Annotated in this window: 22 protein-coding genes; 17 read left to right on the top strand and 5 right to left on the bottom strand. The window is 70.8% G+C overall.

Features of this window, described 5'->3' with window-relative positions; translation table 11 throughout:
• The first annotated feature begins 150 nt into the window (after nt 1-150).
• The 6 genes from pyk (at nt 151) to EIZ44_RS23605 (ending at nt 7,807) form a co-directional block, all read left to right on the top strand.
• Nucleotides 151-1,575 carry a pyruvate kinase gene (gene pyk, locus EIZ44_RS23630; RefSeq protein ID WP_037809875.1) on the top strand — a complete coding sequence of 475 codons (1,425 nt, stop codon included), beginning with the start codon at nt 151-153 and terminating at the stop codon, nt 1,573-1,575.
• A gap of 36 nt (nt 1,576-1,611) precedes the next feature.
• Nucleotides 1,612-2,514, top strand: a complete 903-nt coding sequence (locus EIZ44_RS23625) for an acyl-CoA thioesterase (protein ID WP_134731237.1) — start codon at nt 1,612-1,614, stop codon at nt 2,512-2,514.
• A gap of 439 nt (nt 2,515-2,953) precedes the next feature.
• Nucleotides 2,954-3,853 carry a helix-turn-helix domain-containing protein gene (locus EIZ44_RS23620; protein ID WP_037809879.1) on the top strand — a complete coding sequence of 300 codons (900 nt, stop codon included), beginning with the start codon at nt 2,954-2,956 and terminating at the stop codon, nt 3,851-3,853.
• 13 nt (nt 3,854-3,866) lie between these two features.
• The gene (locus EIZ44_RS23615) at nt 3,867-4,064 is read left to right on the top strand and encodes a DUF397 domain-containing protein (RefSeq protein ID WP_037809881.1); all 198 of its coding nucleotides are present in this window, start codon (nt 3,867-3,869) and stop codon (nt 4,062-4,064) included.
• Between the two features lie 184 nt (nt 4,065-4,248).
• Nucleotides 4,249-4,455 carry a hypothetical protein gene (locus EIZ44_RS23610; RefSeq protein WP_037809883.1) on the top strand — a complete coding sequence of 69 codons (207 nt, stop codon included), beginning with the start codon at nt 4,249-4,251 and terminating at the stop codon, nt 4,453-4,455.
• A gap of 343 nt (nt 4,456-4,798) precedes the next feature.
• A complete protein-coding gene (locus tag EIZ44_RS23605) occupies nt 4,799-7,807 on the top strand; it encodes a helix-turn-helix transcriptional regulator (RefSeq protein WP_134731235.1) in 3,009 nt (1,002 codons plus the stop codon).
• 331 nt (nt 7,808-8,138) lie between these two features.
• On the opposite strand, the gene EIZ44_RS23600 is transcribed toward EIZ44_RS23605, so the two are convergent.
• A complete protein-coding gene (locus EIZ44_RS23600; protein WP_134731233.1) occupies nt 8,139-9,749 on the bottom strand; it encodes a succinic semialdehyde dehydrogenase in 1,611 nt (536 codons plus the stop codon).
• A 67-nt stretch (nt 9,750-9,816) separates the two neighbouring features.
• Entirely contained in the window at nt 9,817-10,425 is a 609-nt protein-coding gene (locus EIZ44_RS23595; protein WP_037809889.1) for a TetR/AcrR family transcriptional regulator, read from the bottom strand.
• Nucleotides 10,426-10,523: 98 nt separating this feature from the next.
• Here EIZ44_RS23595 and EIZ44_RS23590 point away from each other — a divergent pair, with 98 nt between their 5' ends.
• Nucleotides 10,524-11,675 (top strand): acyl-CoA dehydrogenase family protein, encoded by a 1,152-nt coding sequence (locus EIZ44_RS23590; protein ID WP_037809891.1) that lies wholly within the window; start codon nt 10,524-10,526, stop codon nt 11,673-11,675.
• A 27-nt stretch (nt 11,676-11,702) separates the two neighbouring features.
• Nucleotides 11,703-12,845 carry a CaiB/BaiF CoA transferase family protein gene (locus EIZ44_RS23585; protein ID WP_134670379.1) on the top strand — a complete coding sequence of 381 codons (1,143 nt, stop codon included), beginning with the start codon at nt 11,703-11,705 and terminating at the stop codon, nt 12,843-12,845.
• A gap of 4 nt (nt 12,846-12,849) precedes the next feature.
• On the opposite strand, the gene EIZ44_RS23580 is transcribed toward EIZ44_RS23585, so the two are convergent.
• Entirely contained in the window at nt 12,850-13,371 is a 522-nt protein-coding gene (locus EIZ44_RS23580) for a GNAT family N-acetyltransferase (RefSeq protein ID WP_009075302.1), read from the bottom strand.
• A gap of 196 nt (nt 13,372-13,567) precedes the next feature.
• Here EIZ44_RS23580 and EIZ44_RS44830 point away from each other — a divergent pair, with 196 nt between their 5' ends.
• From EIZ44_RS44830 to EIZ44_RS23560, 5 genes are all read left to right on the top strand, one after another.
• Entirely contained in the window at nt 13,568-13,735 is a 168-nt protein-coding gene (locus tag EIZ44_RS44830) for a hypothetical protein (RefSeq protein WP_162836029.1), read from the top strand.
• 339 nt (nt 13,736-14,074) lie between these two features.
• A complete protein-coding gene (locus EIZ44_RS23575) occupies nt 14,075-14,557 on the top strand; it encodes a hypothetical protein (RefSeq protein WP_037713183.1) in 483 nt (160 codons plus the stop codon).
• A gap of 676 nt (nt 14,558-15,233) precedes the next feature.
• On the top strand, nt 15,234-16,166 hold the full coding sequence (locus EIZ44_RS23570) for a lytic transglycosylase domain-containing protein (RefSeq protein ID WP_051171803.1): 933 nt from the start codon (nt 15,234-15,236) through the stop codon (nt 16,164-16,166).
• A gap of 367 nt (nt 16,167-16,533) precedes the next feature.
• Nucleotides 16,534-16,869: a hypothetical protein gene (locus EIZ44_RS23565; protein ID WP_205673280.1), complete on the top strand. Its 336-nt coding sequence runs from the start codon at nt 16,534-16,536 to the stop codon at nt 16,867-16,869.
• 26 nt (nt 16,870-16,895) lie between these two features.
• Nucleotides 16,896-17,246 carry a DUF3817 domain-containing protein gene (locus tag EIZ44_RS23560; protein WP_037809898.1) on the top strand — a complete coding sequence of 117 codons (351 nt, stop codon included), beginning with the start codon at nt 16,896-16,898 and terminating at the stop codon, nt 17,244-17,246.
• A gap of 60 nt (nt 17,247-17,306) precedes the next feature.
• Here EIZ44_RS23560 and EIZ44_RS23555 read toward each other — a convergent pair whose 3' ends face one another.
• Both EIZ44_RS23555 and EIZ44_RS23550 read right to left on the bottom strand, forming a co-directional pair.
• A complete protein-coding gene (locus tag EIZ44_RS23555; RefSeq protein ID WP_037809902.1) occupies nt 17,307-18,908 on the bottom strand; it encodes a monocarboxylic acid transporter in 1,602 nt (533 codons plus the stop codon).
• Nucleotides 18,905-19,345 carry a DUF485 domain-containing protein gene (locus EIZ44_RS23550; protein WP_037809904.1) on the bottom strand — a complete coding sequence of 147 codons (441 nt, stop codon included), beginning with the start codon at nt 19,343-19,345 and terminating at the stop codon, nt 18,905-18,907. Before EIZ44_RS23550 ends, EIZ44_RS23555 begins: the two co-directional genes overlap by 4 nt.
• A gap of 992 nt (nt 19,346-20,337) precedes the next feature.
• On the opposite strand from EIZ44_RS23550, the gene EIZ44_RS23540 reads away from it, so the two are divergent.
• The 4 genes from EIZ44_RS23540 to EIZ44_RS23525 are packed head-to-tail and all read left to right on the top strand — an operon-like array spanning nt 20,338 to nt 26,401.
• Entirely contained in the window at nt 20,338-24,579 is a 4,242-nt protein-coding gene (locus tag EIZ44_RS23540) for a sensor histidine kinase (protein WP_167754251.1), read from the top strand.
• Nucleotides 24,576-25,028 carry a roadblock/LC7 domain-containing protein gene (locus EIZ44_RS23535; RefSeq protein WP_037809909.1) on the top strand — a complete coding sequence of 151 codons (453 nt, stop codon included), beginning with the start codon at nt 24,576-24,578 and terminating at the stop codon, nt 25,026-25,028. The genes EIZ44_RS23540 and EIZ44_RS23535 overlap by 4 nt, the downstream gene beginning before the upstream one ends.
• A 7-nt stretch (nt 25,029-25,035) precedes the next feature.
• Nucleotides 25,036-25,806 carry a DUF742 domain-containing protein gene (locus EIZ44_RS45175; protein ID WP_205673277.1) on the top strand — a complete coding sequence of 257 codons (771 nt, stop codon included), beginning with the start codon at nt 25,036-25,038 and terminating at the stop codon, nt 25,804-25,806.
• Nucleotides 25,787-26,401: a GTP-binding protein gene (locus tag EIZ44_RS23525; protein ID WP_081654960.1), complete on the top strand. Its 615-nt coding sequence runs from the start codon at nt 25,787-25,789 to the stop codon at nt 26,399-26,401. Before EIZ44_RS45175 ends, EIZ44_RS23525 begins: the two co-directional genes overlap by 20 nt.
• The last annotated feature ends 7 nt before the right edge of the window (nt 26,402-26,408 follow it).

Raw genomic sequence — 26,408 nt, 5'->3', positions numbered from 1 at the left:
CTCCCCCGTCCGGGTGATTCCGGGCGGGCCCGCGCGGCGCGGCCGCCCAGCGCACGCCGGTGCCCGGAACTGAATCCTTCCCGCGTTCTCCGGCCGGAGTTTCGGGATCGGTACAGACGCGAGCGGCCCGAGCGACTAGGCTCTCCGGACGTGAGCCGACGCGCGAAGATCGTTTGTACATTGGGTCCCGCGACCTCCACGCCGGAGAAGATGCGGGCACTCGTCGACGCCGGGATGGACGTCGCGAGGATGAACTTCAGCCACGGCAGCCACAGCGACCACAAGCAGGTCTACGACCTGGTCCGGTCCGCGGCCGCCGAAACCGGCCGGGCGGTGGGGATTCTCGCCGACCTGCAGGGACCGAAGATCCGGCTGGGCACGTTCGCCAGCGGATCGGCGGAATGGCACACCGGCGACGTCGTCCGGATCACCGTCGAGGACGTCGCGGGCACCCACGACCGGGTCTCGACCACCTACAAGGGCCTCGCCAAGGACGCCAAGCCGGGCGACCGGCTGCTGGTCGACGACGGCAAGGTCGGCCTGGTGGTCAAGGACGTCGAGGGCCCGGACGTCGTGTGCGAGGTGACCGAGGGCGGTCCGGTCAGCAACAACAAGGGCGTGTCGCTGCCCGGGATGGACGTCTCGGTGCCTGCGCTGTCCGACAAGGACATCGAGGACCTGGAGTTCGCGCTGCACCTGGGCGTCGACTTCATCGCGCTGTCCTTCGTGCGCTCGCCCGCCGACATCGACCTCGTGCACCAGGTGATGGACCGCGTCGGCAAGGGCAGGCTGCCGGTCGTCGCGAAGATCGAGAAGCCCGAGGCGGTCTACAACCTCGAGGCCATCGTGCTGGCCTTCGACGCGGTGATGGTCGCCCGCGGCGACCTCGGCGTCGAGCTGCCGCTCGAGCAGGTCCCGCTGGTGCAGAAGCGCGCCATCCAGATCTGCCGCGAGAACGCGAAGCCGGTCATCGTCGCCACGCAGATGCTGGAGTCGATGATCAGCAACTCCCGCCCGACCCGCGCCGAGGCGTCCGACGTCGCGAACGCGGTCCTCGACGGCGCCGACGCGGTGATGCTGTCCGGCGAGACGAGCGTCGGCCGGTACCCGATCGAGACGGTCCAGACGATGGGCCGGATCGTCGAGGCCGTCGAGACGGATTCGCCGGTCGTGCCGCCGCTGTCGCACGTGCCGCGCACCAAGCGGGGCGTGATCTCCTACGCCGCCCGCGACATCGGCGAGCGGCTCAACGCCAAGGCGCTGGTCGCGTTCACCCAGTCCGGAGACACCGTGCGCCGCCTCGCGCGGCTGCACACGCGGCTGCCGCTGATGGCGTTCACGCCGGAGCAGAGCGTCCGCAGCCAGCTGGCGCTGACCTGGGGCACCACGACGCAGATCGTGCCGCGCGTGGACTCCACCGACCAGATGATCCAGCAGGTCGACCACGCGATGCTCGAAATGGGCAAGTACCAGCGCGGCGACCTCGTGGTGATCGTCGCGGGCTCCCCGCCCGGGACCGTCGGGTCGACCAACCTGATCCACGTCCACCGGCTCGGTGAAGACGACCACGCATAAGGGACATGCCGGAACCCTGTTGCATAGGGTTCCGGCATGACTGAGATGGCCAGGGAAGCCGCCACCGAACTCGACACGAGCCCCGGTGGCGGCGGGCAGCCCGTGCTGGACAAGCTCGTCGCGCTGCTCGACCTGGAGAAGATCGAAGAGAACATCTACCGCGGCGTTTCGCCCGCGCACTCGTCGGTGCGGGTGTTCGGCGGGCAGGTCGCCGGGCAGGCGCTCGTCGCGGCGGGCCGGACCGTTCCGGAGGAGCGGCGGGTCCATTCGCTGCACGCGTACTTCATCCGCGGCGGCGACCCGAGCGTCCCGATCGTGTACGAAGTGGACCGCATCCGCGACGGCCGTTCGTTCACCACCCGGCGCGTGGTCGCCGTCCAGCACGGCAAGGCGATTTTCTCGCTGTCCGCGTCGTTCCAGAAGGACGAACCGGGCATCGACCACGCCGAGACGATGCCGGCGGACGTGCCCGACCCCGAGTCGCTGCCGACCTTCCCCGAGCTGACCGCGGGCTACGGCCTGCGCTTCAGCGAGATCCCGCGGCCGATCGACATCCGCTACGTCGGCGAGCCGCCGTGGGTCACCCGCACCACCGGCGAACGCCCGACCCACCACCGGGTCTGGATGCGGGCCGACGGCACCCTCGCCGACAACCAGCTGCTGCACGTCTGCGTGCTCACCTACGCCTCGGACATGACCCTGCTCGACTCGGTCCTCGCGCGGCACGGCGTGTACTGGGACGTCGACAAGGTGCTCGGCGCGAGCCTCGACCACGCGCTCTGGTTCCACCGTCCGTTCCGGGCCGACGAGTGGTTCCTCTACGACAGCACCTCGCCGAGCGCCTCGGGCGCCCGCGGGCTGGCCACCGGACGGTTCTTCACCCGCGACGGCCTGCACGTCGCCACCGTGGTCCAAGAAGGACTGCTTCGGGTCCGATAAGGACGGCCGCCCCGGCGATGACCACTCAGAGTGGCTGTCTGCAGAGGAAAACGTCGGAAACCGTCACACTCCCGTGGCGAAATTGCGCGGGAATACCCGTTTGAGTAATGCCGCGAAGCAAAGGAAGGTGCCCGGGACCGGTCGGGGGGCGGCCCCGGACACCGTGGTCGTCCGCTTTACCGCGGTCTCCGCGAATAGCCGAGGACGGCCGTCGTCTACGCTGCTCAGGGCTGTCGGCGCGGCTGGATTCGCGTCTCGGCCCGCAGGATGCCAGAGTACAAGCGCACTCTGCACAATGCAGGTCGGAACCAGGTCGGAACCAGCGATGGCGGGCTCCCGCCGCGGCAGTGGGAATTCGCCGGTGTTATTACTCCACTGACAAGTCGATCACCTGGTTAGATATGCAGTGCGGGCAACAATACGAACCGGAGGTGCTGCCGTGGCGAGAGGCCAGGGACCGACTGTTCGCCGCAGGCGCCTCGCGAGCGAGCTGCGGAGGCTGCGCGAAGCGGCCGATCTGACCATCGACGAGGTCGGCGAAAAGCTGGAGTGCTCGGCGTCCAAAGTGAGCCGCATCGAGACCGGCCACGTCGGCGTCACCCCGCGCGACGCACGCGACATGCTCGCGCTGTACGGCATCACCGGCGACGAGCAGGAAGCGCTCGTCCAGCTGGCGCGCGAAGCACGCAAACGCGGCTGGTGGCACGCGTACAACGAAGTCTTCACCGGCACCTTCGTCGGCCTCGAAGCCGACGCGAGCTCGCTGCGCGCGTTCCAGGCGCTGCTGGTCCCGGGTTTGCTGCAGACCGAGCGCTACGCGTTCTCGGTGATCCGCGCGCTGCGCCCGGACGCCGAAGAGTCCGAGACCCGCCGCCGGGTCGCCGCGCGGATGGCGCGCCAGCAGCTGCTGACCGACGACCCGCCGGTCGAGTACTGGGCGGTGATCGACGAGGCGGTGCTGCACCGCGTGGTCGACAGCCCCGAGGTGATGGCCGAGCAGCTGTACCGGATCACCGCGATGGCGGAAAAGCCGAACGTGACCGTCCAGGTGGTGCCGTTCGGCGCCGGGGCGCACCCCGGCATGGAGGGACCGTTCCTCATCATGGGCTTCCCCGAGCAGGCCGATCCCGACGTGGTCTACGTCGACGACAGCACTTCCAGCGGCCTGTACCTCGAACAGCCCGACGACGTCCGGCGCTACGCGCTGATGTTCGACCACCTGCGCGCAGCAGCGCTGAAACCGGACGATTCGGTGGCGCTGATCACCGACGCGGCCGGCCGGTTCGCCGAACAGGCCGCCGTGGTTCAGGAACCGAGGAACACCGACCCGAGACAGTGAGGATGTGGGGACCATGATGGCCGACCTTTCCGGTGCCCAGTGGCGCAAGAGCAGCTACAGCGGCGGCGGCAACGACTGCGTCGAGGTCGCCTTCGTCGCAGGCGGCGCCGCGGTGCGCGATTCCAAAGACCCGGAAGGCGGGGCGTTCCGCCTGCCCGCCGCCGGCTGGCAGGCGCTCCTGGACGCGGTGCGCGGCCAGGGGCAGGCTTGACCCGTTCGCCCGGCTGATCGCTCAGCTGAGACCCCTTACCCCGCTCGACCTGGACTTCCCCGGTCGAAGCCGCGGGTAAGGGGTCTTTTCGCGTCCCGGTGTAGGCGATCACCCGATGCCCGGGGCGGCCCCTCAGCACGAAAGTGGTCTTCGTCAGACAACGAGACCCGCTGGGGAGAAGAAAATGAGCGACTACAACTGGGACGCCACCCGCGCCGAGGTCGACTACCGGATGGCCGAACTGCGCCGCGCCGCCCGCCAGGCCCGCCTGAGCCGGGGCAACCGGGTGGTCCGCTGGGTGCGCACACACCGCATCACGAACGTCGAGGTGCCCCGCCAGGAAAGGCGCACGGCGACGGTACCGGAGGCCAGGGCGCGACATAGCGCATGAGCCTCAGGGTGTCGGGGACGGTAAGGGGGTCGGGCGGGGCGGCCGCGCCGGGACATGGTTTCCGGGTGTCCGCTCCGCCCGCCGGACGCACCCGGCCCCCGCCCGCGCGAACCTCCCGCAGAGGTCCGTGAAGGGCTCCTTGAGGGAATCAGATTCCCCCAAGGAGCCCTTCACGGACTTTCTGCATCGCGTGTGCCGCGGTCCGCGCGCCGATGCGACCCCGGAGCACCGCCCGGACCGGCCCTCCGGCGACTCGGCGGGGCCGCCCATTGGACGGAGATCACGGCTCGAACCGGCCGCCACGAGGAAATCCATGTCGGAACTGTCGGGGGTGTAGGTGAGAATGCATCTCGTGCCTCGTCTCGGTTCCGGTATTCCGCTCGTCGCCCGCACGCAGGAGATGCGGCGGCTGCGCGCGGCCTTCGCGCGCGCTGAACGCGGAGAAGCAGGTGCGGTGCTGATCGCGGGCGACGCCGGGGTCGGCAAGACCCGCCTGCTCACCGCGCTCGGCGAGCACGTCGCGGGCTGCGGCGGGCTCGTGCTCACCGGCCGGTGCATCGACGTGCGCGACGGCGGCCTGCCCTACCTGCCGTTCGCCGAGGCGCTGGCTCCGCTCGGGTCGTCGGCCGATCCGGCGGTGTCGGCCGCGGTGCGGGCTCGGTCCGCGCTCGGGATGCTGCTGCCGCAAGGCGATCCGCGGCCCGCGGCCACCGGCGACCACGGGCAGGTTTCGGAAGGGGAGCGCGAGGGCGGGCGCCGGGTGCGGCCCGAGCAGGACCTCGGCCAGCTCCAGCTGTTCGACGCGGTGCTGGGCGTGCTGACCGAGGTCGGCCAGGAGCAGCCGGTGGTCGTCCTGCTCGAAGACCTGCACTGGGCGGACTCCTCCACCCGCAACCTGCTGTCCTTCCTGCTCAGCCGCCTGCGCGCGCAGCGGCTGCTGGTCGTCGGCAGCTATCGCGAGGAGGACGTCCACCGCAGGCATCCGCTGCGCGGTCTGCTGTCCGAGCTGGTCCGGCTGAACACCGTGGAACAGCTCTCGCTCGCCCCGTTCGGACCGGCTGACGCGCGGGCGTTCGTCGCGGCGCTGGCGGAGGAACCGCTGTCGCCGGACGTCGTCGCGGACATCGCCAAACGGTCCGAGGGCAATCCGTTCTTCGTCGAGGAGCTCCTCGCCACCGGCGCCGACTGCCAAGATCTCCCCGCCGGGCTCGCCGAAGTCCTCCTCGCCCGCCTCGAACGCTTCCCGGCCGAGACGCGCCGGGTGCTGCGGGTCATCTCGGTGGCCAACGAATCGGTGTCGCATGCCGCGCTCGCGCAAGTCGCGGGCATCGGCGATCTGGAGCTGGACGAGGCGCTGCGGGAAGCCGTGCAACACCACGTCCTGGTCATCGAGCGCGGTTTCTACACCTTCCGGCACGCCTTGCTGCAGGAGGCGGTCTACGCGGATCTGCTTCCCGGCGAGCGTACGCGGATGCACGCGGGGTATGCCGCGCGGATCAAGTCGATGCCGCAGGGGCGCGGCCACGACGCGAAGCTCGCCTTCCACAGTCTGGAGAGCCGGGACTTCGACACTGCCTTGTCCGCGTTGCTGCGCGCTGCCGACGAAGCGGAAAAGCTCGGCGCGCCTGGCGCTGCGCTGCGGCATATCGAGCAAGCACAGTCCATTTGGGACGCCGTGGCCCCGGAGAATCGTCCGGAAGGCGTGGACGAGCTGAAGCTGCTCAGCGAGGCGTCGTACTTCGCTGGCACGTCGGGCGAGCCGGAGCGCGCGGTCGCGTACGCGCGGTCAGCGACCGAAGCACTCAAGCCGGACGCGTCGCCCGAGCACGCGGCGAAGGTCTGGCGCCGGCTGGCCGAAACGCTGCTCACGCTGGAAGGCACGTTCGACGAGGCGGTTCGGGCGATCGAGCGGGCCTGGGAGCTGGTCGCGGATCGGGAGCCGAGCGGGGCGCGGGCCTGGGTGCTGGCGTCGCGGGCCGGGTTCCAGCGGCTGCTCGACCAGCCGGACGAGGCGTTGGCCAGTGCGCACACCGCGGTTGCCGACGCACGTGCCGTCGGGGCGGTCGGTGCAGAGGCGTCGGCGCTGGTCACGCTGGGCACGCTGGCGGACGGCGCGGGCGATCCGGTCGAGGCTCGCGAGCGGTTGTGCGAGGCCGAACGCAAGGCGCACAACGCCGGTGCGCTGAACGTCGAGATCCGGGCGATGTACTTCCTCGCCCTCAGCTGCGACGACCAGGCGGAGATGGATCTGGCGCTCGCCCACGCCGCCCGTGGGGTCGAGCGGGCGGAGGCGGTCGGGCTGACCTGGAGCGCGTACGGGCTGGAACTGCGTGCCCGGCTCCTGTATTTGCGGTATCTCAGCGGAGATTGGCCGAAGGAGGACGCCGCGGGGCGCGCCCGGCGAGGCGTGTCCAGTGCGGTCGCTGCGCGGATCTTGGCCAACTGGGTCCTGTTCCTGGTGGGGCGCGGGCGATTCGCGGACGCGGCCAAGGCGTTGCCGGGATTGCGGCAGCAGTGGATGGCGGATCCGCAGATCGCCTTGTCTGCGGGCGACGCGGCGATCGAGCTGGCCGCTTGGCGCGGGGAGCATGCCGAGGCGCTGCGGATCACCGACGAATTGGTGTCCTGGCTGGAGAAGGTCGAGACGGCGCTGCTCGGCGGGATCCGGATCGTGGCGCTGGCGATTCCGTCGGCGGCGGCGTTGGCCGCGGAGGCCCGCGCCAAAGGGGATCCGGCCGCGGCCGATCGGTTTGTGGCTGTGGGGCGACGGCTGGTGGAGCACGGGCGGCGTTGTGCTGCCGAGGGGCATCCCCGGTCCGGAACTATCGGGCCGGAGGGGCGGGCTTGGCTGGCCCGGATGGAGGCCGCGGCGTCCGGGCTGGAGGGCCCGGCCGATCCGGAGCTGTGGGGTGCGGCTGCCGAGGCTTATTCGTACGGGGCGGTTTACGAACAGGCGGTTTGCCGGTGGCGGCAGGGGGAGGCGTTACTGGCCGCCGGACAGCCGGGGGCCGCGGAGGCGTTGGAGGCGGCGCATTCCGTGGCGGTGAAGCTGGATGCGGTTCCGTTGCGGGATGCGGTGCGGGAGTTGGCGCATCGGGCTCGGGTCGAGTTGGCTGGGGTTGAGGTCGTTCCTGCTCGGGCGCAGGTGAATCCGTTGACTGACCGGGAGCGGGATGTGCTGGAGCGGGTGGCGCTGGGGCGGACTAATCGGCAGGTGGGGGAGGAGTTGTACATCAGCGAGAAGACGGTGAGCGTGCATCTTTCCCGGGTGATGGCGAAGCTGGGGGCCAGTCGGCGGGCTGAGGCTGTGGCTATTGCTTATGACCGGGGGTTGCTTACTGTGCCGGAGTGAGTTTCGGCTCGTCGCCTGGCGGCGACATCGGCTTTTGGTTGCGTGGGGCACCCCGAAGCTTGATTGTGCTGACGGGCGGTGGGTGCTTGTCAAGGCGGGAAAGATGCCTTGACAAGCACCCACCGCCCGCAGGGAGGCTTCGTATCGGGGTGCGGGGGAGGGGCTGGGTTCCTCGCTCGTTGGGTGCACTGGTGCGGGTGGGTCGGTNTCGGGGTGCGGGGGAGGGGCTGGGTTCCTCGCTCGTTGGGTGCACTGGTGCGGGTGGGTCGGTGGGTCGTGAGGGGAACCCTCACGGAATCAGAGTCAATGAGGGTTCCCCTCACGGACGTTTTTAGCGGCCGGGGAGGTGGCGCAGAAGTTTCATGCTTACGGTCATGAAGCGCGCCCACACTGAGCCTGGCACTCCCTTGGGCGGGCGTAGGGCCAGGCCTCGTTGTACGGCGATGGACTGCGCTTCCGTGTACTTCAGCAATCCCTCCGCGCCGTTTCGTCGGCCTGCGCCGGATTCCTTCATGCCGCCCATGGGGACGCCGACCGTTCCGAAGGTTGCTGCGTAACCCTCGTTGACGTTGACCGTGCCTGCTTTCAGGCGGGCGCCTACTTCCCAGCCTGCGCGGCCCCTTTTGGTCCAGACGCTTGCGTTCAAACCGAAGGGGGTGTCGTTTGCTCGCTCGATCGCGTCGTTGACGTCGCTGAATCCGTAGATCGACACCACTGGGCCGAAGGTTTCCGAGGCGAACGGGGTCATTCCGGGGCGTACGTCTGTCAGGACCGTCGGTTCGTAGAACAGCGGGCCCAGGTCTGGGCGGGGGCGTCCGCCGGTCAGGACGCGGGCGCCTTTTGCTCGGGCGTCTTCCACGTGGGCCGTCACGGTTTCCAGTTGGCTCTTCGACGTCAGCGAACCCATTCCGGCGTGGTAGTCCAGTGAACCGCCCAAACGCAGTGCTGCTGTGCGGGCCACGAATTCGCGGGTGAACTCCTCGCGGATGCTGTCGTGCACGTAGATCCGCTCCACCGACACGCACAGCTGGCCTGCCGACGAGAAGCACGCGGTGACGGCGCCGGCGGCGGTTTTGGCGATGTCTGCGTCCGGCAAGACGATCATGGGGTTCTTGCCGCCCAGTTCCAGCGAGTAGCTGGTGAGTCGTTGCGCGATGCGACCTGCCAGGTCCTTGCCGGTCGGGGTGGAGCCGGTGAAGCACAGGTAGTCGCATTCTTCCAGCAGGGCGTTGCCGATTTGCGAGCCTCGGCCCAGCACGATCTGCCACAGACCGGAGGGCAGACCTGCCTCTTCCGCCAGCTCTTGCAGCCACAGGGCGGACAGTGCGGTTTGGTTGTCCGGTTTCTGCACGACTGCGTTCCCGGCGACGAGCGCGGGGAAGACGTCCATCGCGGTCAGGGCCAGCGGGTAGTTCCAAGGGGAGATGATCCCGACGACGCCCTTGGGGTGCCGCAGCTCGCCCGCTCGCGTCAGGCCCGGGATGACGCCGGGGGCGCGGCGCGGGGAGAGGATTTTCGCGCTGTGCTTGCCGTAGTAGGCCGCGACCAGCACGGTGGCGCTGACCTCGTCGAACGCGTCGATCCGGGCCTTGCCTGCTTCGACCTGGACCAGGTCCAGGACTTCCGCTTGCCGGGCGAGGACCAGGTCGTGCAGTCGCACGAGGAACTGCTGACGGCGGGTCACCGGCAACGCTGCCCACTCGCGTTGCGCTTCGCGGGCGGAGGCGAAGGCGGCGCGGACTTCGGCGTCGTCGGCCTGGGGGAGGGAGGTGATCGGCTGGCCGGTGAAAGGCGCGGTCATCTGCACCGGCGCGTTGTCGGCGCCGCCGGTTGCGCGGGCTACGAGTGCGGCCGCGCGGGACGCGGACGGGGCGCCTGCTACGCCGCCGACGGTTGCGGGCAGGGGCTGGCCGGTGAGGTTCGCCGGGGTCGTACTCGTCATCGAGCGCACCTTCTTCCGTGCGGGGCCGGGTGTTACCGACGAGTACACCATACCGGCGGTATGGACACTAGTCGCCCGAGTACAGCAGCACGGCGATCCGCTTCCACTCCTCCAGCAGCTGGCGGCGACGGCGCGGGTCGCCGCCCAGTTCGGCGTCCAGTGCGAGGCCGCGGGTGAGGTTCACGGTGAGCCAGAACAGCATCTCCGCACGTTCTTTCGGCAGGTCGCCCGCGACGTCGCTGATGTGCTCCAGCGTCGCCCGGCCCAGTGCGCGGTCGACCGGCCGGATCGCGGCGCGCAGCTCCGGGTCGGTGCGGGCGGCGACCCACAGCTCGGTGACCGCGGTGGACAGCGTGCCGGAATAGCCCTCCCACAGCAGGTCGATCGCCGCCGCGACGCCGGACGCGCCGCCCGGCAGCGAGCCGAGCGAGGCGGCGAGCTGGGTGCGCAGCTTCGTGGTGAGGTGCTCGACCGCGGCCGCCATCAGCTCCGCCTTCGTGGCGAAGTAATGCTGCACCGCGCCCTTCGAGACGCCGGCCCGGGTGCAGATCTCTTGCACCGACGCCCGCGAATACCCGATCTCGACCAGGCAATCGATCGTCGCGTCCAGCAGTGCGGTGCGCGTCTGCTCGCGGCGTTCGGCCTGGGTGCGGTGTCCCCGGGCGACCTCAGTCATCGCGGCTCCTGCTTTACGTACCGGACGGATGGGATGTACATTCCGGCTAGAACTTACCTGCCAAGCGTCATGTTTTCCAGTCCGCGGGAGGCCAAGCCGTGCCGTTGCAGATCCAGAAGAGCTCGTGGAGCACCACCGAACTCGAAGACCTCCGGGAGCTCGCCCGGTCGTTCCTGCAGAAGGAATTCGTGCCGAACCAGGAGCGCTGGGCGGCGGAGAAGAAGCTCGACCGGGAGATCTGGACCAAGGCGGGCGAACTCGGCCTGCTGTGCCTGTCGATCCCGGAGGAGTACGGCGGGGGCGGCGGCACGTTCGCGCACGAGGCCGTGCTGTACGAGGAGCAGGCCCGGGCCGGGGACAGCGCGTGGGGCGTCACCGTCCACAGTGGAATCGTCGCGCACTACATCCTGGCGTACGCGTCGGAGGAGAAAAAGCGCGAGTGGCTGCCGAAGATGGCCACCGGCGAGATGGTCGGCGCGGTCGCGATGACCGAGCCCGGCACTGGTTCAGACCTTCAGAACATCAAGACCCGCGCGGTCCGCGACGGCGACCACTACGTGATCAACGGCGCGAAAACGTTCATCACCAACGGTTTCCACTCCGACCTCGTGGTGGTCGCGTGCAAGACCGACCCGGACGCCGGCGCGCAGGGCGTCTCGCTGATCGTGGTCGAGACCGACACCCCTGGCTTCCGCCGCGGCCGCGTGCTCGACAAGGTCGGGCTCAAGGGGCAGGACACCGCCGAGCTGTTCTTCGACGACGTCCGCGTGCCCGCCGCGAACCTGCTCGGCGACGCCGAGGGCCAGGGCTTCATCCAGCTGATGCTGCAGCTGCCGCAGGAACGGCTGATCATCGCGGTGACCGCGGTGGCCGGGCTGGAAGCCGCGGTGAACCTGACCATCGACTACACCAAGGAACGCACCGCGTTCGGCCGCCCGATCTTCAACTTCCAGAACACGAAGTTCAAGCTCGCCGAGGCGGCGACGGAAGCCGCGGTGTCGCGCGCGTTCCTCGACCAGTGCATCGAACGGCACCTGCGCGGCGAGCTCGACGTACAGGGCGCGGCGATGGCGAAACTCTGGACGACCGAGCGGGTGAACAAGGTCGTGGACGACTGCCTGCAGTTGTTCGGCGGCTACGGCTACATGACCGAGTACCCGATCGCGCGCGCCTGGGCCGACGTGCGGATCTCGCGGATCTTCGGCGGTACCAGCGAGATCATGAAAGAAATCATCTCCCGCACGCTCTGAAATCCGTTGCAGCGAAAGGACTTCTCCGTGAAACAGGGTCCGCTCGCCGGGCTGCGGGTGGTGGAGCTGGCCGGGCTGGCGCCGGCTCCGTTCGCCTGCATGATCCTGGCCGACCTCGGCGCCGACGTGATCCGCGTCGACCGCGCCACCCCGGGCGCCGACGTGCTCGGCATCCCGAACGACCCGCTCGCCCGCGGCAGGCGGTCGGTCGGGGTGAACACGAAAACGCCCGAGGGCGTCGAGCTCGTGCTGAAGCTGGCCGAGCGCGCCGACGTGCTGATCGAAGGCTTCCGGCCGGGCGTCGCGGAACGGATGGGCATCGGCCCGGAGCAGGTGCACGCCCGCAATCCGCGGCTCGTCTACGGCCGGATGACCGGCTGGGGCCAGGACGGTCCGCTCGCGTCGGCGGCCGGGCACGACATCAACTACATCAGCGTCGCCGGTGCGCTCGACCCGATCGGCCGCGCGGGCGAACGCCCGGTGCCGCCGCTCAACCTGGTCGGCGACTTCGGCGGAGGCGGACTCATGCTCGCGATGGGCGTGCTGGCCGCGCTGCACGAGCGCACGACGTCCGGACGCGGCCAGGTCGTGGACGCGTCGATGGTGGAAGGCGCGGCACTGCTGACCACGAGCCTGCACGGGATGCGCGCGGCGGGCGTGTGGCCGGGCGAGCGCGGCGAGAACCTCCTCGACGGCGGCGCCCCGTTCTACGACACCTACGAGACCGCGGACGGCAAGTACGTCGCCGTCGGCGCGATCGAGATGCGGTTCTGGGGCGACCTCGTCAAGGTGCTCGGGCTGGAGAACGAAGACCTGCCGATGCACGTCGACCAGAGCCAGTGGCCGCGGCTGCGCAAGATCCTGGCCGAGGCGGTCGGCCGGTTCACGCGCGACGAACTGGTCGCGCGGGCGGAAGGCACCGACGCGTGCCTCACCGCGGTGCTGTCGCCGTGGGAAGCGGCCGGGCATCCGCAGAACGCGGCGCGCGGGACGTTCGTGGACATCGGCGGCACGGTGCAGCCCGCTCCGGCGCCGCGGTTCGACCGGACGCCCGCGGCCACGCCGGAAGCACCGCACGAGAAGGGCTCGGACACCGCGGAGGTGCTGGCGGAGCTGGGTTACGACGACGCGGGTGTCGCGGCGTTGAAGGAGGCCGGAGCGATCGCCTGACCGCTCACGACGGCAGATCGGACCGGATCACCGAGTAGAGGATGTGATCGCGCCACTGCCCGTCGCGGAAATCGAACCCGCGCAGGATCCCCTCGCGGGTGAACCCGGCCTTCTCCAGCGAACGCTGGCCGGCCCGGTTGCCGACCTCGGTGCTGGCCTCGACGCGGTTGAACTGCGTGTGCGCGAACAGGTAGCGCACGAGCTGCCGCTGCGCCTGCGCGCCGAGGCCGTGCCCGCGCGCCTCCGGAAGCAGGACCATGCCGATGTTCCAGCAGTAGGTGTGCGGGCCGGTCCGCGTGCGATGCCACGAAACGAGCCCGAGCGGACGTTCGTCGAGCGTGGGGACGAGCATACCGTTGTCGGTGGTCAGCATGCCGTTTTCGCGCCAGAGCCGCCGGACGTAGCCGGGGTCGTGCCAGCCGAACCACTGGTGCTCGCCGACCGTCTCCGGGTCGTTGGTCAGGGCCTCCAGCAGACCGAGGTCGGACTCGCGCACCGGGCGGAGAGTCACTGGGCCGTCGTCCATCGCCGGAGCGTACCGGGGGCGCTCTCCGGGCCCGGGTCACCCGATGGTGACCAGGGTCACCCGGCCGTGAGCTTTCTGGCTGGATCGGGGCCTGCGACGGGCCATTCCGGCGTGCCGTCACTACAGTGGGAGCCGACTCTGCCGAGGCGGGGCCGGCGTCCGACCGGGCGCCGGGGGAGCGGAGGGGAACGAAGCCATGTCGAGCGGCCTGAAGAAGATCGTCGTCGTCGGAGTGGTCGCGCTCGTGCTGTTCTTCCTGATCACGCAGCCCACCAACTCCGCGGCCTTCGTGCACCGCGTGCTCGGCTGGCTCAAGGACGGCGCTGAAGCGATCGTCACGTTCTTCAAGAGCCTCTTCGCCTGACCCCGGTTTTCCGCTCGCCGGACCGCCCTCGCGCGCCCGTCCGGCCACTTAGTCACGCTTTGTCACCGGATCCCGGGATTCGGGCACTTCGCTCGACCATCCGGGTGGATTGGCCCGTAAAACCGCCTGGTCACCGAATTTCCGGGGTCCGGGGTATGGCGGAGAAAGCGGGTGCCGCCCTACGGTGCTCACATTGCGTGATCAGCCGGTTCTCCGGTCCCCCGGGAGCCGGGTCACGGCGGGTTTTCGGCCCGGTCACGCGTGGGGAGCCAATCGTGGACGCGCAACGGGGCAGGCGGTCGAAATGCCTGCCCGTCGGGGACCGATGAGGAGGCAGGGATGACCGGAGATCCCGGAGTGGACGCGTTGATCCGGCAGTGGTCGGCCGAGCGCGAGAAGACCCCCGAGGAGCAGGAGGTCGACCGCATCGCCTCGGCCTGGCTGGCCGACGCGCCGGCCGCTCCGCCCGGCATCCCCGGCCAGCGCGCCCGGTCCGGACCCGCCCGCTGGGCCCCGGTCGAGGCCGCCGACCCCGGCTACCTCGACGCGATGCGCGCCCGGCTGCCGGAGGTCCCGGAAGAACTGCTCGTCGCCGCCGCGGGCTGGTGGCAGATGGTCGGCGACGTCGCCGAAGCGCAGCAGTGGTGGGACGCCGGGATCAGCCCGCTGGACCAGCGAGCCCTCGACTACCGGGCGGCCGGTCTCGCACCGTCCGACCTCGCGCGGCGGCTCGGCCCGATGACGGTGCTGCAGCACCTCCGCCGGGGCAGCGCGCCCGCCTGGTGCGTCGCGCGGCTGGCGCGGCAGCAGAAGCCTGCCTGACCGTTCGGTTCGCGCGGTTCTCGCGGGGCGAAGTGCCTGAACGTCCGTTCCGTGCGGCTGGCGCGGGCGGATGTGGCTGATCGTTCGTTCCGCGGTTCGTGCGGGAGGAAGCGGGCGGTCGTTCGTTCCGTGTGGTTCGTGCGGGTGGATGTGGCTGACGGTTCGTCCGTGCGGCTTGCGCGGGAGCAAGCGCCTCATAGTTCGTTCCATCCGGCTCGCGCCGGAAGAAGTGCCTAACTGTTCGTCCCGCGGTTCGCGCGGGAAGAAGCCTGTTTGACAGCTGTGTTGCCTGGTCGGCGAATCGGCCAGGCAACACGGCGAAGCGCCCGTCGCGGTGCGGTGGAAAGCACTCCTTGCCGGGAGCGCCGGAAGCCGCATGCGGCGGACGTTTTTGTTTGGCGGTGCCGCACCGCGGCGAAGGGCAGGGGAAGCCCGCCTGGCGCGTCCGGTCGGCGAACCGCGAAGGCAGCCGCTCCGGCCGAACCCCGCCTCGACGTGGGGCTTCGCTTCGGCCAACCCCGCCTCGACAGCGGGCTGGTGAGTGTTTGTGCGGCGTGAACCGTCCACCTGACGGAACCGGGTTACCCGGCCGGGTGAACCGGCGTGGCGGGGGCCATGGCGATGCGTGCGTAACGCTAACCTGCGCGGGCTCGTTGTGTGTTGCGAACCCCAAGCCATGCTGGAGGACCGGAGTTTCGTGCCCGCCACCGGACAGACCCCCGACACCGAGCGGACCGGGGACGAGACCGCGGCTCCCGCTGCCGCCCCGTCGCCCGCCCGTCGCGGTCATGGCGCCGCGCTCGCGGTGCGGCTCGCCGTCGTCGTCGCGGTGCTCGCCGTCGCGGGCGGCGGGGTCTGGATCGTCACCAGGGCGGCCGCCCCGGAAGCCAGCCCGACCACGACGGACATCCCGGCGCTGAGCGTCAAGGCGGTCGACGTCAAACCCGGTTCGATCGCGCCGGTCAACGCCGTCGTCGCGGGCGGGGCGGCGGACCAGGGCACCGCGCCGCAGTCGGCCCGCCCGACCGGCGGCGACCCGCTGCAGGCCTGGGCGGACAAGGTCGCGCCCGCCACCGGCATCCCGGCGCGGGCAGTGCGCGCGTACGGCAACGCGGAGCTCGCGATGCGCGAGGTCGACCGCGGCTGCCACATCTCCTGGGCGACGCTCGCCGGCATCGGCCGCATCGAGTCCAACCACGGCCAGTACGGCGGAGCGGTCCTCGGCGCGGACGGCCGCCCGTCGAAGCCGATCATCGGCGTCCCGCTCGACGGTTCCTCCGGGGTCCGCGCGATCGGCGACACCGACGGCGGCCAGCTCGACGGCGACCCGGTCGCGGACCGCGCGGTCGGCCCGATGCAGTTCATCCCGGGCACCTGGCGCAAGTGGGCGTCGGACGCCACCGGCGACGGCCGCGCCGACCCGCAGCAGATCGACGACGCCGCCCTCACCGCCGCCCGCTACCTGTGCGCGGGCGGCCGCGACATGGCCAGCCCGGCGGGCTGGTGGTCGGGGATCCTGTCGTACAACAACTCGACGGAGTACGCGCAGAAGGTCTTCGGCCTCGCCGACGGCTACGCGAAGGCGGCGCAGAAGGTGCAAGCGGGCTGACGCTCCGGACCGCCCGCTGCTTCCCGGCCACCGATCCCGCCGCCGCCCGGCATGCGCCCCAATGTGGCGTTGGGTGCGTCCGACGCACCGAATGCCACATTGGGTGCGTGACATGCACCCAATGTGGCATTGGGGCGTTTGGCCGAGCCGGGTCGCGGTGCGGAGGCGTTCCGGCGCGCGACCAGGGTCGGCGGGCCGCTCGACGCCGGTGCCGGTGCCGGCCACCCGGCGAATCCGGCCGCGAACGCCGGATGGGGCCCGGTCACGACCTCGCCGCCTCTCAGCAACGTCGTCCCCGGCCAGTGCTAGCGTCGATACCGTGCCCGCAGATCCCGGCCCGGCCGCGTCCCCGCTCGGGCGCCGGCTCATGATCGTCGCCACGAGCCTCGTGAGCCTGGCGTTGTGCTGCGGGCTGGCCTGGTGGCAGTGGGACCGGTTCACGTCCGCCACCGGCACCTTCCAGAACCTCGGCTACGTGCTGCAATGGCCGCTTTTCGGGCTCTTCCCCGCGTTCATGTTCTGGCGCATCAAGAAGCTGCGCGAACGCGAAGAGCAAGCCGCCGGGCAGCCCGAACCGCCTGCTCCGGCCCCGGTCCGCGTGCCCGCGCCGCGACCGGCCGCGGCTCCCGTCGAAGAAGACGACGAACTCGCCGCCTACAACCGCTACCTGCGCGAGCTCAACGCCCGCGACCAGCAGTCCTGAACGCCCGCGGAAATGAGGACGCTCCCATGACGACCAGCACCGACGGTGCCGCCCCCGCTCGCCAGTCGAAGGTGTCCGGCTCGCTGACCCGGTTCCGGGCCAGCGCGTACGTGACCGGTGTCGGCCTGCTCGCGCTCTGCGCCACCATGATCATCGAGTACGGCTTCGGCAACGCCACGCCCGCGCAGGTGTACTCGCCGATCCACGGCGTGCTCTACATGATCTACCTGGTGCTCACCATCGACCTCGCGATCAAGGCCCGCTGGTCGATCAAGAGCACCGTCCTGGTGCTGCTGGCCGGGTGCGTCCCGTTCGTGTCGTTCGTCGTCGAGCGCCGGGTGACCCACCGGGTGCAGGCCGGGCGCGACGTCTTCTGAGCACCGAAAAAACCGCGGCGCCCGGAAATCCGGACGCCGCGGTTTTCTTGTGCCAGGGGATCAGGAGCCGAAGCCGACGCCGGTCAGGGACCGGACCTCCATCTCCGCGTGCTTGGCCGGATCGCTCTTCGAGCGGCCGACGAACGTGCCGATCGCGCCGCACAGGAACGACACCGGGATCGACACCAGGCCCGGGTTCTTCAGCGGGAACCAGTGGAAGTCGATGCTCGGGAAGATCGAGTCCGAGGCTCCCGACACCACCGGCGAGAACAGCACCAGCACGACGCAGGCGATGAGCCCGCCGTAGATGCTCCACAGCGTCCCGGTGGTGTTGAACCGTTTCCAGAACAGCGAGTACAGCAGGGTCGACAGGTTCGCCGACGCCGCCACCGCGAGCGCGAGCGCCACGAGGAACGCGATGTTCTGGCCGTTGGCGAGGATGCCGCCGAGGATGGCGAGCACGCCGATCACGACCGCGGTCAGCCGGGCGACCCGGACCTCGTCCTCCGGCTCCGCCTTGCCGCGCTTCATGACGTTCGCGTAGACGTCGTGCGCGAACGAGGCGGACGCGGTCAGCGTCAGCCCGGCCACCACGGCGAGGATCGTCGCGAACGCGACCGCCGAGATGACGCCGAGCAGCACCGTCCCGCCCACGTGCAGGGCCAGCAGCGGCGCGGCCGAGTTCTCGCCGCCGGGCGCGGCCTTGATCTCGTCCGGGCCGACGATCGCCGCCGCGCCGAAGCCGATCACCAGCGTGCACAGGTAGAACACGAACATGCACGCGGTCGCCCACACCACCGAGCGGCGCGCCTCGCGGGCGTTCGGCACGGTGTAGAAGCGCATCAGCACGTGCGGCAGCGAGGCGACGCCGAGCACCAGCGCCAGCGACAGCGACACGAAGTCGAGCTTCGTGGTGCCGTCCTTGCCGTAGGAGCCGCCGGGGGAGAGCAGGTCCTTGCCCATCGGGCTGCGGTCGGCGGCCGCGCGCAGCAGGCTCGAGAAGTTGAAGCCGTACTTGCCCATCAGGAACACCGTGATCAGCGAGGCCGCGGTGAGCAGGATGGTGGCCTTGATGATCTGCACCCAGGTGGTGCCCTTCATGCCGCCGAGCAGCACGTAGGAGATCATCACCAGCCCGACCACGGTGATCACCACCGCCTGGCCCCACTTGGAGTGGACGTCCAGCAGCAGCGCGACCAGGCCGCCCGCGCCCGCCATCTGCGCGAGCATGTAGAAGAAGGAGATCACCAGCGTCGACGTGGCCGACGCGGCGCGCACCGGGCGCTGCTTCATCCGGAAGCTGAGCACGTCGCCCATGGTGAAGCGGCCGGTGTTGCGCAGCAGTTCCGCGAGCAGCAGCAGGTCGACGAGCCACGCGACGAGGAAGCCGATGGAGTAGAGGAAGCCGTCGTAGCCGTTCATCGCGATCGCGCCCGCGATGCCGAGGAACGACGCCGCGGACAGGAAGTCGCCGGACAGCGCGACGCCGTTCTGCCTTCCGGTGAAAGCGCTGTCGGCGGTGTAGTAGCCCGACGTCGACGAGCGGCGGTTCCCCGCGCGGTACACCACGTAGAGGGTGATCGCGACGAACAGCGCGAACACCCCGGTGTTGATCAGCGGGTTGCTCTCCGAAGCTCCTTCGGCGAGCGAAACGGTGGTCACTGAGGCGTTCCTTCCGTGACAGGGGCGGCCTGCGCTCGGATCTCGGCGGCGCGCGGGTCCATCTCGCGGTCGGCGAAGCGGACGTACAGCGCGGTGATGACCGCGGTGGTGAGGAACTGGCCGAGGCCGAGCAGCATGCCGACGTTGACCAGGCCGAAGACCGGCGTGCTCATGAACTCGCCCGCGTAGGCGGCGAGCACGACGTAGACCAGGTACCAGACGAAGAACCCGATGCTCATCGGGAACACGAACCGGCGGAAGCGGCTGCGCAGCGCGCGGAACTGGGGGCTGCGCTGGATCTGCTCGTAGTCCGGGCCGCGCTTGCGGCGCCTGCCGCGCGGTGCGGCGTCGCCTCCTTCGCGGTCGAACAGCGCGGGCATCTGACCGGTGTCCTCGGCTGCGGAGGCCGGTCCGGTGGTGCGCGCGACGTTGTGCATGGCTGCCTCCGGCAACTTGCGCGGTGGAAGGCGGCGGGCATCGTTCGAGAAAGCGCCCGGATCGCCCTTGCGGACTGGGAGGCGGCCATAGTAACGACGGCGCCGGAACGCGGAAAAAGCCGGTTCGCGAGGGCACCGGAAATTCCTTTTCGCCCGGGAAATAGCGCGGAACGGCGCGTCCGGGCAGATCACAGGCTGATCACTCGGAATAGTGAGCACCGATGTCACGGGGAGTCGCCGCGGTCGGTCCGGGTTGCGGCAGACGGCGGAGTGACGGGCCGGTCAAGATCCATTACGGTGACCGGTCGTAGCCGCCGGGCGGGGCGGCCGCTCCGTTTCGGCGGACAGGTGGCCGGCCGGGCGGGGATTCCCAGGCAGGGAAGGGAGGCTGGCAAAAATCACCGGGTCGGGCGGCGCGTCGCTGCATCTCCACAACATCGGGTTCAACTTCCGGGTGCACCCACCCGATGGGGGCACGGAGCGTAGTCCCATCGAGGGTGTTGCTTACCCTGTGTGGGCTAATCGGGTGACGGCCGGACGCCGAGGCCGAGAGCGCCGGGTAACCGGAATTCCCGCGCCGGGCGGCCGGGTGCGAATCCATGGCTCCGAGTTTCCGAGTTTTGACTATTTTCCCAGGTCAGCCCCCCGATGCGGAACGCAATAACGCAGGCGGCGATTGGTGTACGATTCTTTGGCCCCAGCCGCCCGCAGCGATCGATAGGCGCAGACAAGTTGATCTCGACCACCGCCGTGCAGTCCGCAAGTTGCGTCGTGCACGTGCATAGTCCCGGGAAGCCGATCGTCTCCCGGACCGGTGAAGGATCGACCCGGTCGTGCCCGCCCCCGGTCGGACGCGCGGGCAGGCGGACCGCGGGACTCCGCGCCGGAAGCGCGCTGCGCACCGGGAGCACGGAGGACCGAGGGGACCGCCGACGGGCCGCCACGACGCCGGACAGGGAGTCACTTTCGTGACCGTTGCAGGAGAAGGCCAAGTGCCTGTGGAAAAGCTGCTCGGCCGCCCGCCCAAGCGGCCGCGCTGGTCGTCGGGCTGGCGGGCGGCGTTGCGCTGGCGGGACTGGAGCCTGCCGGTCAAGCTGTCGGCGGTCACGATCGTCCCCATCGTGCTCGCGCTCGTCCTCGGCATCACCGCCATCGCGGGCCAGGTCTCGCGCTCGAGCGACTACCAGCGGATCGACCGGCTCGTCGCGCTGAGCACCCAGCTGCGCGCGCTCACCGACGGGCTGCAGCGCGAACGCACCCAGACCGCCGCCCAGCTGATCGCGGGCACCTCGGGCGTCACCCCGGAACTGAAGGCGGCCCGCGCGGCCACCGACGCTGCGGTCGCGCCGTTCACCGAGGCGGCCGCCCGGGTCGGGGCCGACGGTTCGAGCGTGTCCGGCGCGGTGAACTCGGCGAACGCGCAGGTCAACGAGATCGCGGTGATCCGCCAGCAGGTCGGGGCCGGCCTGCTGAACGCGGCCGAGGCGGTCGGCGACTACAACGCCGTCACCAGCGCGCTGATCGGAGCCGACACCGCGGTGTCGGCGGGCGCGAGCGCCGACGCGCTCGGCAGCACCCCGAGCGCGCTGCACGACCTCGAAGCGGCCAAGGAACAGGTGTCGGTCACCCAGTCCCTGGTGGGCTACGGCATCTCCGCGGGCACGCTGACCCCGCAGCAGCTGAGCGACGTGCGCGACGCGGAACTGCGGTTCGACGACCGCGTCGCCGACTTCAACGCCGCCGCCACCGCGCCGCAGCGGCTCGACTTCGAGAGCACGATCAAGCCGGACACCTCCTACGACCGCAAGCGGATGCTCGGCACCGTGCTCGGCGGGCAGGGCGTCTCGTCCGACGACGCGCTCAAGCGGATTTCGGCGCAGGAGTGGAACACCGCCTCGAACGCGGTGACCTCGCAGCTGTCCGAGGTCTCCGGCCGGATGAGCACCGACTTGACCGCCGCCTCGTCCGAGCTGGTCGAGGACGCGGGCAGCAGCGCCGGTCTGCTCGCCGTGCTGCTGTTCGCGGCGCTCGCCGCGGCCGCCGCGGTCGTGTTCGTCATCGCCCGCCAGCTGCTGCGCTCGCTGAAGGTCCTGCGACGGTCCGCATTGGACGTCGCGGAGAAGGACCTGCCCGAGGCGGTCCGCAACATCCAGGAGGGCCGCGCGCAGAGCGTCGAGGTCGAACCGGTGCCGGTCCAGGTGCAGGACGAGGTCGGCGAGGTCGCGCGGGCGTTCGAGAAGGTGCACAGCCAGGCGCTGAAGCTGGCGACCGAACAGGCCGCCATGCGCGCCGGCTACTCCAGCGTGTTCGTCAACCTCTCGCGGCGCAGCCAGAGCCTCGTGCAGCGGCAGCTGCAGCTGATCGAGCGGCTGGAGCGCGACGAGGAGGACGCCGACCAGCTCGCCACGCTGTTCCAGCTCGACCACCTCGCCACCCGGATGCGGCGCAACAACGAGAACCTGATGGTCCTCTCCGGCGCCGAGCCGGGCCGCCGTTCCGGCCAGCCGGTCGCCACGCACGACGTGCTGCGCGCCGCGGTGTCGGAAATCGAGCAGTACCAACGGGTTTCGGTGCAGCACCCGCCCGCGGTGAAGATCGTCGGGTTCGCCGCCAGCGACGTCCAGCGGCTCATCGCGGAGCTGCTGGACAACGCGACCGCGTTCTCCGCGCCGGAAACGCAGGTGACGGTCGCGACGCGGCTCGCCGAGGACGGTTCGCTCAACGTCGACATCCTCGACAAGGGCATCGGCATGAACGAGTACGAGGTGGTGGAGGCCAACGGCCGGCTCACCGACTCGGGCTCGGTCGACCTCGCGACCTCGCGCCGGATGGGCCTGTTCGTGGTCGGCCGCCTCGCCGGCCGCCACCGCATCGGCGTTTCGCTGCACGGCGGCAAGGACATCGTCGGCGTGCGGGCCACCGTGGTGGTGCCGCCGGAGCTGGTGATGACCGGACTGGCCACGGTGCCCGGCGACCGGGGCGAACCCGGCCAGCTGCCCGGTCCCAAGGCGAGCCTCGCCGCCCCGCCCGCCGCTCCCGGCGGACTGCCCCGGCGCCAGCGTCCGGCTTCCAACGGTTCGGCCGTGCCGGGTCTCGTTCCGCAGCAGGGCAGCAACTCCGAGGAAACGCAGCGCTGGCCCTCGGCGGGCGACCTCGCCGGGTTCTCCGGGGACAAGGTCGCGCGTCCGCCGTCCGACCTCGAGGTGTCCGGGACCGCGCTGTTCAGCCCGATCCCGCGCGACGACGACACGCCCGCCCCGCCGCCGCCCGCGCCGAAGCTGCCGCAGACCGTGGACGTCCCGCCGCCGCGTCCGGAGCCCGAACCGGAACCGGCCGCGGAAACCCGCGACGAGCGCGACGGCGAACTGCCCTCGGGCAAGGACCTGTTCTCCGCGGCCAACGCGACGACGCTGAGCGACTGGTGGAATCAGGCCGCGCAGCAGGTGCCGGAGGTCCCGCCGCCGTCCGCGGCGGAGACGACGATCGAGAACACGCCGATCTTCGACGAGATGCTGTCGGCCTGGTTCCGTTCGCCCGCGCAGCCGCCGCCCGCGGCCGCCTCCCCGGCGGCTTCGCCCGCGTCCGGCACAGCCGCCGAGGAGCCGGAGGCGGATTCCGACCAGCAGCAGCGCAATTGGGATTTCGCGAGCGACGAAAACTGGCGGACGGTGCAGGCACTGTCCCAAGTGGAGCCGACCGCGTTCACCAAGTCGGGCCTGCCCCGGCGCCGTCGCGGCGAACAGCTCATGCCGGGCAGCGCCACGCCGGAACCGGCGGCTCCCGCGGCCGAAACGCAGGGCAGCGACCTCCCGGTCCGCGACCCCGCGGACGTGCGGGGACGGCTGAACAGCTTCCAGCGCGGCGTCACGCGCGGACGTCAGGAAGTCCGCGGGACCGCGCCGGAAACCACTGGCGCCACAGCGGATTCCCCGGCCGCGGACGCTTCGAGCGCCACGACGGCGCCCTCGCCGGAGCGGGCCCGCGCCCACGACGCGGCGGTCCGGCGGCGGCAGACGGTCGCGGGTGCGTTCGGCGTTCCCGCCGAGCAGAACCGGCCCGGCGGGATGCCGCAGCGCACCCCGGGTTCGACCGCCCCGTTCGGCGCGACGGACGCGCCCGCCGGGTTCGGCACCCGGCCCGCGGACGCGGACTCGCCGGACGAGACGGCTCCCGTCCCGGCCGTGCCCCCGGCGTTCGACCCGGACGGCGGCTGGCCGCGCCAGGAGCCCGCCGCGCGCACGGAACTGCCCGCGCCGCAACCGGATCGGACCGTCCGGCCGGACAAGCCGGACAGCCTGCCGACCCGCCGCAAGGGCGCGAGCAGCCTCCCGCCGCCTCCGCCGACCGCCGACCCGAACCAGGTCCCGGCCGCCGTGGCCGGGCTCGAGGCCGCGGTCTCCGGCACCGGGCAGACGCCCGCGTCGCAGGCGGCGCAGGCTTCGGCCAACGGCCAGACCGCGACGCCGGAGAAGACGGACAGCCCGGCTTCGGCGAACGGACAGGCTTCCGCGCCTGCCGAGTCCCCGAGCACGGAGCAGACCTCCTTGTGGGGCAAGCCCGCCGAGAACCCGGGCCAGGCTTCGCCGCTGACGACGTGGCGCGCCGCGCAGCCTCCGGCCGCCGCGCCGGGGCAGCAGGCGGAGAAGGCGGAACAGTCCGGCACGACGGCGGATTCGGCTTCGGCTCCGGCGGCTTCGGCTTCGGCGCAGGGATTGGCCGGGGGATTGGGCCAGACCCGGGTTCCCGGGCAGAACGTGCCGGGCCAGTCCGCGGCACCGGGCGAGTCCGCGACGCCGGGGCAGCAGACCGGGTTGTGGGGTCAGCCGCTGGTGCCGGGACAGGCTCCGTCGCGGCAGTCCTCCGCCGGGCAGGACGCCCCGCCGACCCCCGCCGAGCCCGCCGGTTCGGACGGGTCGGCCAGCCCCTCCACGACTCCTGCCGAAGGCGCCGCTGAGTGGAACTTCGGTTCCGACGAAGGGTGGCGGACGGTCCAGTCGGTGTCCCAGTCGACACCCGCTTCCTTCACTTCGGCAGGATTGCCTCGGCGCCGCCGAGGAGAACAGCTTCTTCCCGGCAGCGCACCGCCGCCCGCCGGGTCGGCGAGCCCCCGTCCGTCCCGCGATGCGCACGACGTGCGCGGTCGCCTGAGCAGTTTCCAGCAGGGGATCCAGCGCGGCAGGCACCGCACCGCGCAGGCCGCTGAGAAGAACCACGAAACATTGGAGGGTGAATGACCTCGCCGAATGCGGCCCAGCCGCAGCAGAACCAGTTCGGCTGGCTGGTGAACGACTTCGCCGACCGCGTCCCGGGCGTCGCGCACGCGGTCGTCGTGTCGGCCGACGGTCTCCTGCTGACGGCCTCCAACCGGCTGCCGCTCGACCGCGCCGACCAGCTCGCCGCCGTGGCGTCCGGGCTCGTCAGCCTCACCCAGGGGGCCGCCCGCTGTTTCGAGGCGGGCTCGGTGCGCGAGACCGTGGTCGAGATGGAGCTCGGCATCATGGTGCTGATGTCCATCAGCGACGGCTCCTGCCTGGCGATCCTCGCCGCGCCCAACTGCGACATCGGGCAGGTCGCCTACGAGATGACGATGCTCGTCGACCGCGTCGGCCAGATCCTGACCCCGGAGCTGCGCGCGCAGCTGCAGGGCGCCGGGGGCTCGCTGATCGGCGAACCGGTGGGATGATGGCGCGATGAGCCAGGGGTCCGGATTGTTCGGCGAAGAGCCCGGTACCGGCGGCGAGCCCCCGCGCGGGGACGAGCCCGCCGCCGGGGACGACGGCACGTTCGCCGACGTCCTCAACGGGTTCAGCCTTGATTCGGGCCGCTCGCGCAGAAAACGGAAGAAGAGCGGCAAAGAAAAGAAGGAATCCCAGTCCCCAGTGCCGCCCGCCGCGGGAGCGCACGCGGCAGCGGACCCGCCTGCGGCACCCGTGCCGCAGGCCGACCAAGGAGATGGTGTGACCTCTCTCGTCTCTCCACCGGGCAGTACGGACTCCGACGGCCCCAGACCAGGCGGGCTCTTCGACCCGGGACCGCCGAGCGGCGAGTTCTCGATGCCGTCGGCGATCGTCCGGCCCGAGCGCCACGATCGGGTGGACCCGGCCGAGGAGACGTCGATCGTGCGCCCGTACGCTCTCACCGGCGGGCGCACCCGGGCGAACTACGCGCTCGAACTGGAGACGTTGATCTCCACCAAGGACCATGTCGCCGCGGGGGGCTTCCCCCAGGCGGCGGCGGAGCAGATCGAGAGCATCTCGATCATGGAAGCGTGCCGGACCCCGCGTTCGGTGGCGGAGATCGCCGCGGTGCTGTCGGTGCCGCTGGGGGTGGCGCGGGTGCTGATCAGCGACGCGGCCGACGCCGGTCTGGTCACCGTGCACCGGACGATCTCGGGCCAGGACGGCGCCGAAGCACACTTGATGTTGATGGAAAGGGTTTTGAGTGGACTCCGTCGGCTTTAAGGCACCGCGGGAAACCGCGCCCCCGACCATGACATCGGCGAAGATCGTGGTGGCGGGCGGCTTCGGAGCGGGCAAGACGACCTTCGTGGGCTCGGTGTCGGAAATCGTCCCGCTCACCACCGAGGCGATGATGACCGACGCCAGCCGCGGCATCGACAACCTCGACCAGACGCCGTACAAGACGACCACCACGGTCGCCATGGACTTCGGCCGCGTCTCGCTCGACGCGGACCTGATCCTCTACCTGTTCGGCACGCCCGGCCAGCAGCGGTTCTGGTTCATGTGGGACGACCTGGTGCGCGGCGCGATCGGAGCGGTCGTGCTCGCCGACACCCGGCGGCTCGCGGACTCGTTCGCGCCGATCGACTTCTTCGAGGACCGCGGCCTGCCGTACATCGTCGGCGTGAACACGTTCGACGGCGTGCTGGAACACGACATCAATGATGTGCGCGAGGCGCTGTCGATCGATGCGAGCATCCCGATCGTCCGGTGCGACGCCCGGGAGCGGGAATCGACCAAGCAGACGCTGATCACGCTGGTCGAGTACGCGATGCGGCAGTGGATCGCGTTGCGCGCGGCGAAAGCGCACCAGTAAGCGAAAA

The organism is Amycolatopsis nivea (assembly GCF_004522235.1).
Classification (GTDB): Bacteria; Actinomycetota; Actinomycetes; order Mycobacteriales; family Pseudonocardiaceae; genus Amycolatopsis; species Amycolatopsis nivea.
This window is presented reverse-complemented; position numbering and strand designations above follow the sequence as displayed.

Excerpts from the sequence above, each read along its gene's own strand:
- EIZ44_RS23615 (WP_037809881.1), top strand. The coding sequence starts at position 3,867 with ATGATGGCCGACCTTTCCGGTGCCCAGTGGCGCAAGAGCAGCTACAGC.
- EIZ44_RS23605 (WP_134731235.1), top strand. The coding sequence starts at position 4,799 with ATGCATCTCGTGCCTCGTCTCGGTTCCGGTATTCCGCTCGTCGCCCGC.
- EIZ44_RS23575 (WP_037713183.1), top strand. The coding sequence starts at position 14,075 with ATGACCGGAGATCCCGGAGTGGACGCGTTGATCCGGCAGTGGTCGGCC.
- EIZ44_RS23580 (WP_009075302.1), bottom strand. The coding sequence starts at position 13,371 with ATGGACGACGGCCCAGTGACTCTCCGCCCGGTGCGCGAGTCCGACCTC.
- EIZ44_RS23570 (WP_051171803.1), top strand. The coding sequence starts at position 15,234 with ATGCTGGAGGACCGGAGTTTCGTGCCCGCCACCGGACAGACCCCCGAC.
- EIZ44_RS23625 (WP_134731237.1), top strand. The coding sequence starts at position 1,612 with ATGACTGAGATGGCCAGGGAAGCCGCCACCGAACTCGACACGAGCCCC.
- EIZ44_RS23600 (WP_134731233.1), bottom strand. The coding sequence starts at position 9,749 with ATGACGAGTACGACCCCGGCGAACCTCACCGGCCAGCCCCTGCCCGCA.
- EIZ44_RS45175 (WP_205673277.1), top strand. The coding sequence starts at position 25,036 with ATGAGCCAGGGGTCCGGATTGTTCGGCGAAGAGCCCGGTACCGGCGGC.
- EIZ44_RS23560 (WP_037809898.1), top strand. The coding sequence starts at position 16,896 with ATGACGACCAGCACCGACGGTGCCGCCCCCGCTCGCCAGTCGAAGGTG.
- EIZ44_RS23550 (WP_037809904.1), bottom strand. The coding sequence starts at position 19,345 with ATGCACAACGTCGCGCGCACCACCGGACCGGCCTCCGCAGCCGAGGAC.
- EIZ44_RS23565 (WP_205673280.1), top strand. The coding sequence starts at position 16,534 with ATGATCGTCGCCACGAGCCTCGTGAGCCTGGCGTTGTGCTGCGGGCTG.
- EIZ44_RS23610 (WP_037809883.1), top strand. The coding sequence starts at position 4,249 with ATGAGCGACTACAACTGGGACGCCACCCGCGCCGAGGTCGACTACCGG.
- EIZ44_RS23535 (WP_037809909.1), top strand. The coding sequence starts at position 24,576 with ATGACCTCGCCGAATGCGGCCCAGCCGCAGCAGAACCAGTTCGGCTGG.
- EIZ44_RS23595 (WP_037809889.1), bottom strand. The coding sequence starts at position 10,425 with ATGACTGAGGTCGCCCGGGGACACCGCACCCAGGCCGAACGCCGCGAG.
- EIZ44_RS44830 (WP_162836029.1), top strand. The coding sequence starts at position 13,568 with ATGTCGAGCGGCCTGAAGAAGATCGTCGTCGTCGGAGTGGTCGCGCTC.